The following is a 9,960-nucleotide window of genomic DNA, read 5'->3' as shown; positions in this document are numbered from 1 at the left end:
GGCGGCCGGGTGGCGGCGAGGTCGGCGGTGCCGGGTGGGGACTGGCGGAGCGCGGCCAGCCCCCACCCGATGCCGGCACGGTGACCGTGGGTGCGCGGTCAGGCCCGGATGCGGTCAGTCCGGGTTGGCGACGAGCCCGAGCTCGGCCGGTGAGGCGAGCTGCGGATGCCGTGGGAGCACCCGGACGGTGTAGCCGAAGGCGCCCGTCCGCCGCAGCGGGATGGTGCCCTCGAAACGCTGCCCACCGCCCTCGCCGGTACCCAGGTGGGCCAGCGCCACGGTAGTCGGGCCGAGCAGCCGGTCGGCCTCATCGATACGGCCGTAGGTGGCCTGGACCTCCACATCCGCGAGGTCCAGGCCACCGAGCTCGACCGTTGCCCGGACCACCAACGACTGACCGACCTGAGGGGTGTCACCGAGCCCGGCCGAGTCGACGTTGACCACCCGCACAGCCGGCCACGCCTGGCGGACCCGCCCCTTCCAGCCCGCGAGACCACGGGCCCCGGCCAGTCCGTCGGCCGCGGCCACCCGCGCCGAGGCCGCGGCGGGGATGTAGTACCGCTCGACGTACTCCCGCACCATCCGGGTGGCGAGCACCTGCGGGCCGAGGGTGGACAGGGTGTGCTTGACCATCGATGTCCACTGCCGGGGAGGCGCGCCCGCGCTGGTGACGTCGTAGAAGCGCGCGGCGACCGTGTTCTCCAGCAGTTCGTACAAGGCGACCGACTCGAGGTCGTCACGGCGCTCGGGATCCTCGACACCGTCCGCGGTGGGGATCGCCCAGCCGTTCTGCCCGTCGAACATCTCGTCCCACCAGCCATCCCGGATGGACAGGTTGAGACAGCCGTTGAGCGCGGCCTTCATCCCCGACGTCCCGCACGCCTCCAGCGGGCGCAGCGGGTTGTTCAGCCACACGTCCGAACCGGCGTAGAGGAAACGCGCCATCCCGATGTCATAGTCAGGCAGGAAGACGATGCGATGGCGGACCTCGGGTGTGTCCGCGAACTGCACGATCTGCTGGACGAGCTGCTTGCCGCCGTCGTCGGCCGGATGCGCCTTGCCCGCGATGACCATCTGGATCGGGCGCTGCGGGTGGAGCAGCAGCCGGGTGAGCCGCTCCCGGTCCCGCAGCATCAGGGTAAGCCGCTTGTAGGACGGGACCCGGCGGGCGAACCCGATCGTCAGGACAGCCGGGTCGAACACGCCGTCGACCCAGTCGAGCTCGCCGGGCGCGGCGCCGCGCTGGAGCCACGACGCCCGCAGCCGGCGGCGGACCTCGGCCACAAGCCGCTCACGCAGTTCCCTGCGCATCGACCAGACCGCGTCGTCCGACACCCGGGCGATCTTCGAAAACCCCTCCCCGGCGCCCTCAAGGGGAGATGGTCCCAGCTCCCGGTCAGCCAATTCGATCACACTGCGCGACACCCAGGTGGCCGCATGCACGCCATTCGTGACCGAACCGATGGCAACCTCAGCCGGGTCGAACCCCGGCCACAGGCCCGCGAACATCTCCCGGCTGACGATCCCGTGGAGCTTGCTGACGCCGTTGGAGCGCTGAGCCAGCCGAAGGCCCATATGAGCCATGTTGAACACGTTCGGGTCGGACTCGGCGCCGAGATCCAGCACGCGGTCGACGGGCACGCCCGGCCAGGCGTTATCCCCACCGAAGTGACGGGCCACCAGATCCTTGGGAAACCGGTCGATACCCGCGGGCACCGGAGTGTGGGTCGTGAACAGCGTCCCAGCGCGGGCCGCCTCCAACGCCTCGTCGAAGCTCAGGCCGCTCTCGGTCAGCTCACGGATACGCTCCAGGCCGAGAAAGCCCGCGTGGCCTTCGTTGGTGTGAAAAACCTCCGGCGCTGACGCGCCGGAAACCGCCGAGTACGCGCGCAGCGCGCGGACCCCACCGATGCCCAGCAGCATCTCCTGCAACAGGCGATGGTCGGTGCCACCACCGTAGAGCCGGTCGGTAACACCCCGCTCGGCCGGCTGGTTGTCCTCGACATCCGAGTCGAGCAGCAGCAGCGGCACCCGCCCGACCTGCGCCTTCCAGATCTGCGCATGCAGGGTGCGGCCTTCGGGAAGCCCGATCGCGATCTTGACCGGAGTACCCGAGGCATCGATGAGCTGGGTCAGCGGCAGGCCGTGCGGGTCGATGCCGGGATAGCGTTCCTGCTGCCAGCCATCCCGGGACAGCGACTGCACGAAATAGCCCGCCCGGTAGAGCAGGCCGACCCCGACGATCGGCACGCCGAGATCGCTGGCGGTCTTAAGATGATCTCCAGCGAGAATTCCCAGGCCGCCGGAGTACTGGGGCAGCACCTCGGTGATCCCGAACTCCGGCGAGAAGTAGGCGATCGCCTTGGGTGCCGCGGACAGCGCCTGGTACCAGCGTGGCGCGGTCAGATATTCCTGTAGGTCTTCGGCTGCGTTGCTGAGACGGCGGATAAACCGGCGATCAGTCGCCAGGGTCTCAAGGCGCTCGTGGTCGACCTCGCCGAGCAGCCGGACCGGATCTCCCTTACAGGAGCGCCACAGTTCGGGATCGACGGACTCAAAGAGATCAAGTGTCTCCGGGTGCCACGACCAGCGGAGGTTCAGCACAAGCTCACCGAGCGGGAAAAGCTGCTCAGGGAGCTGGGCACGGACGGTGAAGCGTCGAAGGGCTCTCACGAAGTTGTGAGCTTAGTGGTCGCCGCCGGGAGTTCGCCCAGGGCCTGCCGGCGCCAGCCGGCGCCTCGCGTCGTTGTCGTCGGCGCCGGTAGAACACCGCTACCGGGGCCTGGGCCGCCTCGCGACGCATCCGCCTGGCATCCGCCTGGCATCCGACATACCCCGACGGACCTGCCGGATCGGCTTCGCCGATCCGGCAGGAACCCCGACCTCCGGCGGCGACCGCTGAGACACCGCTGGCGTCTTGTGCCCCCAGTTCTCCGATCAACCCATCACTCGTCCGAGCCGGCCGCGGCGACCTTGGCGGACAAAACCCCCATTACGGTTGGATCACGCAGGGTCGTGACGTCACCGAGCTCGCGCCCCTCGGCGATGTCCCGCAGCAGTCGCCTCATGATCTTCCCCGATCGCGTCTTGGGGAGATCATCGGCCCAGATCACCCGCCTGGGGCGAGCCAGTTTCCCGATGCGCGCGGCCACATGGTCACGAATTTCGGCTATCGTCTCGTCATCACCGACACGACCCCCGGTCAATGTGACGAAAGCCACAATGGACTGACCAGTCTGATCATCAGGCTGGGCGACGACCGCGGCCTCCGCCACCGCCTCGTGGGCGACGATCGCGGACTCGACCTCCGCGGTCGACAGCCGGTGGCCCGACACATTGATCACATCATCGATCCGGCCGATGATCCAGAAATATCCGTCGGCATCCAGCCGAGCCGCGTCACCGACCACATAGACTGTCGGGCCGAATCGTGAAAAATAGGTCTGCACGAACCGTTCGTCGTCCCGGTAGAGGGTCCGCAGCATCGACGGCCACGGCTTGGTGATCACTAGAATGCCGGTCCCCTCAGTGATCGGCTCGCCGTCCTCGGACAGCAGCGCCGGTGAGATCCCCGGCAGTGCGGTTGTGGCCGAGCCCGGCTTGGTCGACGTCACACCCGGCAGCGGAGAAATCATGATCGCGCCAGTCTCGGTCTGCCACCAGGTGTCGACGATGGGGCAACGACCGCCGCCGATCACCTTGTGGTACCACAGCCAGGCCTTCGGGTTGATCGGCTCGCCCACCGTGCCAAGGAGCCGCAGCGACGACAGATCATGCCTGGCCGGGTAGTCGGCGCCCCACTTGACACAGGTACGGATCGCGGTCGGCGCGGTGTAAAAAATCGTGACCTTGAATTCTTCGATGATCTTCCACCAGATATCCCGGTCGGGATAATCGGGAGCGCCCTCGAACATCACGCTGGTCGCGCCGTTGGACAACGGCCCGTAGACGATGTAGGAGTGCCCGGTGACCCAGCCGACGTCGGCCGAGCACCAGTAGACGTCCGAGGACACGTCAAGGTCGAAGACGAGCCGGTGGGTGTAGGTCGCCCCGGTCAGGTACCCCCCGGTGGTGTGCAGGATGCCCTTGGGCTTGGCCGTGGACCCGGAGCTGTAGAGAATGAACAACGGATGCTCGGCATCCATCGGCTCGGCCGGGCACACCGGGTCGGCCCGCTCGCACAGTTCGTCGTACCAGACATCCCGGCCGGTGAGCATCGGCGCGGGCGTGCCGGTCGAGCGGACCACGACGATGTGCTCCAGGGTCTGCACGCCACCGAACTCGGCGTCCACCGCCTCCTTGACCGCGGCCGTCCGGCCTTTACGGCGGGCGCCGTCCACAGTGATCAAAACCTTTGCCTCGGAGACCTCCATCCGCTCGCGCACCGCGGCCGGAGCGAAACCACCGAACACCACGTTGTGAACGGCGCCGATCCGGGCGCAGGCCAGCATCGCCACCACGACTTCGGGAATCATCGGCAGGAAGATCCCGACGACGTCACCCTTACCGACCCCGAGGCTCTTCAACCCGTTGGCCAGCCGCTGGGTGTCGGCCAGCAGGCCGGCGTAGGTCAGCGTGCGTCGCTCGCCTTCCTCGCCAACCCAGTGAAAGGCGACCTTCCCGCCCCGGCCCGCGGCCACGTGCCGATCCAGGCAGTTCGCCGAGACGTTGAGACGACCATCCGCGAACCAGCGGTAGAAAGGCGGGTTCCGGTCGTCGAGCACCGTTGTGAACGGGATGTCCCATGTCACCAGGGTGCGGGCTTTGTCCGCCCAGAAGGCAACCGGATCGACGGCGGCCGCGTCGCTGTCAGCCGTACCGGGCTGGCGAGGAACGAAACCGGCTGGCGGATCGAACCGGTCAACCAGGAGCATCCGCTCAAGCTCATGCTCCAGGCGCCCACCGGCGGAGCCGGTCTCGTCCTGGCCGGCGCCGATCGCAGCGGTGCCGTCCGCGGTGCTGGTCATGGGTCCTCCTGCGTCCGGTGGCTGGCTCGTCCGCATCCGGGTGTACCACGAAGCCCCGACAACTCACAGGAATCCAGCGGCGGTAGGCCCGGTCCCGCTCCGCCCGCCACCGGTTTCCCCTGGGATCTCCGGTTTCCTTACCCTGCGTGCACGGCAACCGCATCCGCCGGCACATCGGCTTTCCCCGCCCGGACGAGAACGACGATCACCGTCAACGCGAGCAGAATCATCGCCGCGCCCCAGCTGAACGCCGTTGTGTATCCGGAGATCTGCGCCTGGGCCACGCCGCGCGGACTGGTGCCGTGGCTGACGAGGTAGTCCGCCACCGCCGTGGCAAACACCGTGTTCAGCAGCGCCGTGCCCAACGAACCGCCGATCTGTTGGGTGGCGTTGACCAGAGCGCTGGCGACACCCGCATCGTGAGGCTCGACGCCGACGAGCGCAAGGCTCGACATCGGCACGAACACCAGCCCGAGGCCGACGCTGATGAGCAGCTCCTCGGGCAGAACATGGCTCACATAGCTGGTGTCGAGCCCGATCTGGGTCAGCAGAAGCAAACCGGACGCGCTCAGCACGGTTCCGGCAACCATCGGGATCTTGGGCCCGGTACGCGGCAGGAGCTGGCTGACAAGCCCGGCAGAGACGATGATACCTCCACTGAACGGCAGAAAGGCGAACCCGGCCCGCAGCGCGCTGTACCCGAGACTCACCTGGAAGTAGAAGGTGAGAAAAAGGAACATGGCGAACAGGCCACCACCGATGAGCAGGGACGACAGGAAGGACGCGCCTCGGTTGCGTTCCAGGGGCACCCGCAGCGGAAGCAGCGGCGCGGCGCTGCGGGTCTCGATGAGGACGAACACGACCAGCAGTACGGCGGCGGCCCCGAGAAACACGAGCGTGACCGCCGCGCCCCAGCCGTCCTGTGCCGCCTTGGTGAAGCCGTAGACCAGGCTGACCAGCCCGGCGCTGACGGTTATCGCCCCGGGAATATCGTAGTGGGCCTTACCCTCCGCCTTGCTCTCCCGCACGATGGGAACAGCCGCCGCAGCGGTGACCAACGCGATCGGCACATTGACCAGCAGGCACCACCGCCAGGACACGAATTCGGTGAGAAGGCCACCGAGGATGAGCCCGAGCGCGGCGCCGCCACCGGCGATCGCGCCATAAACGCCGAAGGCGCGGGCCCGCTCCCTGGTCTCGGTGAACGTAACGGTGATCAGCGAAAGCGCGGCCGGCGCGAGAAGGGCTCCGAAAACTCCCTGCAACGCACGGGCGGCAAACAGGAGCCCGGCGTTCGGCGCGATACCGCCGAGCGCGGATGCCAGCGCGAAGCCGAGCAGACCGATGATAAGGGCGCGCTTGCGGCCGGCGAAGTCGGCGACACGGCCGCCGAGGAGCAGCAGGCCGCCGAACGCCAACGTGTAGGCAGTAACGATCCACTGCCTGTCCGCCGTGGAGATGTGCAGATCAGACTGGGCCTTGGGCATTGCGATGTTCACAATGGACGCGTCGAGCACGACCATCAGCTGAGCCACGGCGATGATGCCGAGGGCAAGCCAGCGACGGGGGTCGGGAGCGCTCCCGGGTTCCGTTCCGCTGTACTCAGATAGACGTTCAGTAGTCGTCGTCACCGATACTCCTCGACTGCCAAAAAGTAAATAAGCGGGCAATTCGGGCGCCAGTTGGCGCGATGCCGGACGCGGCGTCAGGGAATCCGGTGTCAGTAAGAGCGCCCAAGAATAAGAGCGGCCGGCAATAGGGGACGCGGCGTCGCGGGGCCAGGGCGCGCACCTCGCGTCATCGCTGCCCGTCCATCGCCGCGCGATGGACGGGCACCCCGCGGCTCGTCAGTCGCCACCCAACACCTCCAGTGGCTCCCTCCGCCGCCTCGCGATGCACGCACCCCAGCCCCACTCCTTGATCCACACCCCTGTTGCCGGGCGCTCTCAGTGGTCGCTGAGGGCCATCAGTGGCAGCAGCACATCATCGACCATATGTTCGATAAACGAATCGTCAAGAACCTCACCGGTGAAAAGCAGCCGGAAAAAGAGCAGTGCGGGCGCCAACTCACGGAAGACATCGGCGGCCACGGGCGAGCGCAGCTCACCCCTGCCCAGCGCGCGCTTCACGATGAGATCGCCGACCCAGCGCTTCTCTTCGATCGTCTGGGCTCGCAGCGCCGCCGCGAGGTCGGGAGACTGCCGCATGGCCAGCAGCACTCCGGCGATCAGTGCGGCATCCTGCCGGGACACGTGGTCGACCAGTTGGCGGATGGTGTCCATGAGGTCGCCACGAAGACAACCGGTGTCGGCGGGGATTATGTCGTCGCCCGCGCTCCGCCTGCGAATGGCGTCGACGACCAGTTCGTCCTTGTTGGCCCAGCGCCGGTAGATCGTCGCCTTGCTCGCGCGGGCCCTGGCCGCGACGGCGACCATGCTCATCCGCTCGTAACCGACCTCGACCAGCAGCGCGAGCGCGGCGTCGAGGATGGCCTGTTCCCGCGCGTCGTCGCGTGGCCGGCCCCGCGCGGAGCCGCACGGCGGCAAGGAGAGCATCACGTCATCAGGCCCCCAGCGTTCGATGTTTTCCAAAACAGTACCGTACTGTACCCGAATTCAGCCAGCCATCATGGCTACATAGTGTGGTCAAATACCGATAAAAGGTGCAAAAAGTGCGAAAATAAGGCCAGTCGGTAACGGAGCGAAAGGGCAGAACTCGAACGCGTCAATCCGTCGCGAGGTCTCCGGCGCCCGGCAGGAGAGCGGTGGCGAGAATTTCCAGCAGCTCCTGCCCGCCCAGCAGGCCCGCCGCGGCGGTGATCCGCAGATTCGGCCAGGTCCAGCCGCTTTCGTGAAGTTCGCCATGGGCGGGACGGACAGCGAGCTCCGCGGCAGCGAGCATCCCGCGGTCAAGCAGCGAGTCCCCAGCCGCGGCCAGGGCGGCGGCGCCGGCCCGGCGCATCACCTCGACGAGCGCCGCCTCCTTGGTCAGGACAGCTGGCAGCAGATAGACCTTGCGCCCCTGGACAGACAGCCTCCACCCGTCGGCGGCAAGGTCCGCCGCGACCCCGCGGAGATCGGGGACAGCGCCACGTTCATGGGCGACGAGGTACACGAACAGGCCCTCGGCGACCCGGCTGACCCGGACCCAACCGTCGGCGGCAAGACGCTCGGCCACGGCCTGGACGTCGGCGAGCGGGCCGGCCTGCGTGTCGATCCGGGCGCGGACCAGGGCTGCCCAGTCCTCATCGGGGCAGCCGTCCACCAGCAGCTGCCCACCGTTTGTCGTGATCGCGAACTTGGGGCGCACACCAAGATCGATTCTTTCATACTGCGCTCGGGTGCGCGTGGTGACCGGGACGAGAGTGGCCGCGGCGGCCAGCCACGCGATCAGTTTGGCCGCACGGACGGTGCAGAAGGCGGCCGGCTGACCGTCAATATGCTCGACGGTCACCAGAGCGGGTTCACCGCCGCCCGGCGCTAGGCGGAAAGACCTCCGGCTGTAGACCAACGTCTGGTCGAGATCGCAGGCGACCAGCCAACGCGAGCCCGGCGGGGATCCGGGGGATGGCGCCAGCGGGGTTCGTGTGTCGATGCCCGAACTGTATGACGCGGGTACCCGAACGATCCACAGCATTGCGGTACGCCGCCGCCCGCCTACAGCGGCAGCCCATCATGATGACAGAATAGATGCGGCTGACGACGAATCGTTGATGCCCGCAACAGGACACCTGCCGACCCTTAGTGGTCGACCCTTAGTGGTCGACGCTTGGCCGCGTTCTCGGGGCCACACCGATACAGCTCATCCGGTATCGGTGTGGCCCGCGGCCGTGCCAGCAGCCACCTGGACGGCTCCCTGATCGAACGACGGTTCCCGAAACACGCCGTATACCTGGCTTCGGGGAGCTGGAGACACTCGAGACGTGCCGAAGGCGCTACCGGGGGGAAACGGTCAGGACGAGTTTGCCGAACACCTCGCCGCGGACCAGCTTCACGAACGACGCGCGGGCGTCCGCCAACGGACGGACATCGGCTATAGGTGGCCGTAGCCCGGCCCGGTCGACCAAGGTCGCGAGATCGGCCAGCTCGTCGCGGGTGCCCATGGTAGAGCCGATCACCGACAGCTGCAGGAAGAAGATCCTGTTCAGCTCGGCCGGCGGGTTCGCGCCGCTCGTCGCGCCGGCACAGACGATGCGGCCGCCCGGTCGCAGTGCCCGCACCGAGTGCTCCCAGGTCGCCGCGCCAACGGTTTCGATGACCGCATCCATCTTGACCGGCAGTCGCGCCCCGGCTTCGAAGACCTCGTCCGCACCCAGCTTCATCGCCTGCGCGCGTTTGGACGCGTCTCGCGAAGTGACGAAAACGGTATGACCGGCAGCCTTCCCGATCATAATCGCGGCGGTGGACACGCCACCACCCGCGCCCTGCACCAGCAGGGTGCCACCGCCGGCAGACGGCAGCCCGGCCCGGTTGACGATCATGCGGTAAGCGGTCAGCCAGGCGGTCGGCAGGCAGGCGGCCTCCGCAAACGACAGCGACGCCGGCTTGGGCACGAGGTTGCGCCGCGGCACCGCCACGACCTCGGCCAGGGTCCCCGGATACAGCTCCGAGAGAAGCGAACGCCGCGGGTCAAGCGTCTCGTCGCCACCGCCCGCGGCCGGGTCACCGACGACCGCGTGGACGATCACGTCTTCACCGTCCGCGCTCACTCCGGCCGCGTCACAGCCCAGAATCATCGGCAGCCTGTCCGCGGGCAGCCCTACGCCACGCAGGCTGAACAGGTCGTGATGGTTGAGCGCCGCGGCCCGGACAGCCACCGTGGTCCAGCCGTCCGGGACGGACGGTTCCGGGCGCTCGCCCACGGCCAGCCCGGCCAACGGGTCGGCTGAGCTCTGGGATACAGCGGCAACGGCGAGCATCGGTACACAGTAGAGGCGCCGCGGACGCGGTGCGCCGACTTAGTGGTCGCCGCCGGAAGTTCGTCCAGGGTCTGC

6 protein-coding genes are annotated in these 9,960 nt (G+C 67.9%); all 6 read right to left on the bottom strand.

Features of this window, described 5'->3' with window-relative positions; translation table 11 throughout:
* Positions 1-114: 114 nt before the first annotated feature.
* The gene (gene glgP / locus MJ785_RS13090; protein WP_239312169.1) at positions 115-2,673 is read right to left on the bottom strand and encodes an alpha-glucan family phosphorylase; all 2,559 of its coding nucleotides are present in this window, start codon (positions 2,671-2,673) and stop codon (positions 115-117) included.
* Between the two features lie 272 nt (positions 2,674-2,945).
* Positions 2,946-4,967 (bottom strand): acetate--CoA ligase, encoded by a 2,022-nt coding sequence (acs, locus tag MJ785_RS13085; protein ID WP_239312172.1) that lies wholly within the window; start codon positions 4,965-4,967, stop codon positions 2,946-2,948.
* 137 nt (positions 4,968-5,104) lie between these two features.
* Positions 5,105-6,598: an MFS transporter gene (locus MJ785_RS13080; protein WP_239312179.1), complete on the bottom strand. Its 1,494-nt coding sequence runs from the start codon at positions 6,596-6,598 to the stop codon at positions 5,105-5,107.
* Between the two features lie 315 nt (positions 6,599-6,913).
* Complete coding sequence (locus MJ785_RS13075; protein ID WP_239381132.1) at positions 6,914-7,522, bottom strand: TetR-like C-terminal domain-containing protein; 609 nt, start codon at positions 7,520-7,522, stop codon at positions 6,914-6,916.
* A 169-nt stretch (positions 7,523-7,691) separates the two neighbouring features.
* Positions 7,692-8,420, bottom strand: a complete 729-nt coding sequence (locus MJ785_RS13070; RefSeq protein WP_370651702.1) for a sucrose-6-phosphate hydrolase — start codon at positions 8,418-8,420, stop codon at positions 7,692-7,694.
* A 481-nt stretch (positions 8,421-8,901) separates the two neighbouring features.
* Positions 8,902-9,885 carry a zinc-binding dehydrogenase gene (locus tag MJ785_RS13065; RefSeq protein ID WP_239312185.1) on the bottom strand — a complete coding sequence of 328 codons (984 nt, stop codon included), beginning with the start codon at positions 9,883-9,885 and terminating at the stop codon, positions 8,902-8,904.
* Positions 9,886-9,960 lie beyond the last annotated feature (75 nt).

Source organism: Protofrankia sp. CiT1, assembly GCF_917627335.1.
Taxonomy (GTDB): domain Bacteria; phylum Actinomycetota; class Actinomycetes; order Frankiales; family Frankiaceae; genus Protofrankia.
The sequence above is the reverse complement of the archived record's forward strand: the minus strand, read 5'-3'. Positions and strand labels throughout refer to the sequence as shown.

What these genes read in the sequence shown, in the direction of transcription:
- acs (WP_239312172.1), bottom strand. Translation starts at nt 4,967, where the DNA reads ATGACCAGCACCGCGGACGGCACCGCTGCGATCGGCGCCGGCCAGGAC.
- MJ785_RS13075 (WP_239381132.1), bottom strand. Translation starts at nt 7,522, where the DNA reads ATGCTCTCCTTGCCGCCGTGCGGCTCCGCGCGGGGCCGGCCACGCGAC.
- MJ785_RS13065 (WP_239312185.1), bottom strand. Translation starts at nt 9,885, where the DNA reads ATGCTCGCCGTTGCCGCTGTATCCCAGAGCTCAGCCGACCCGTTGGCC.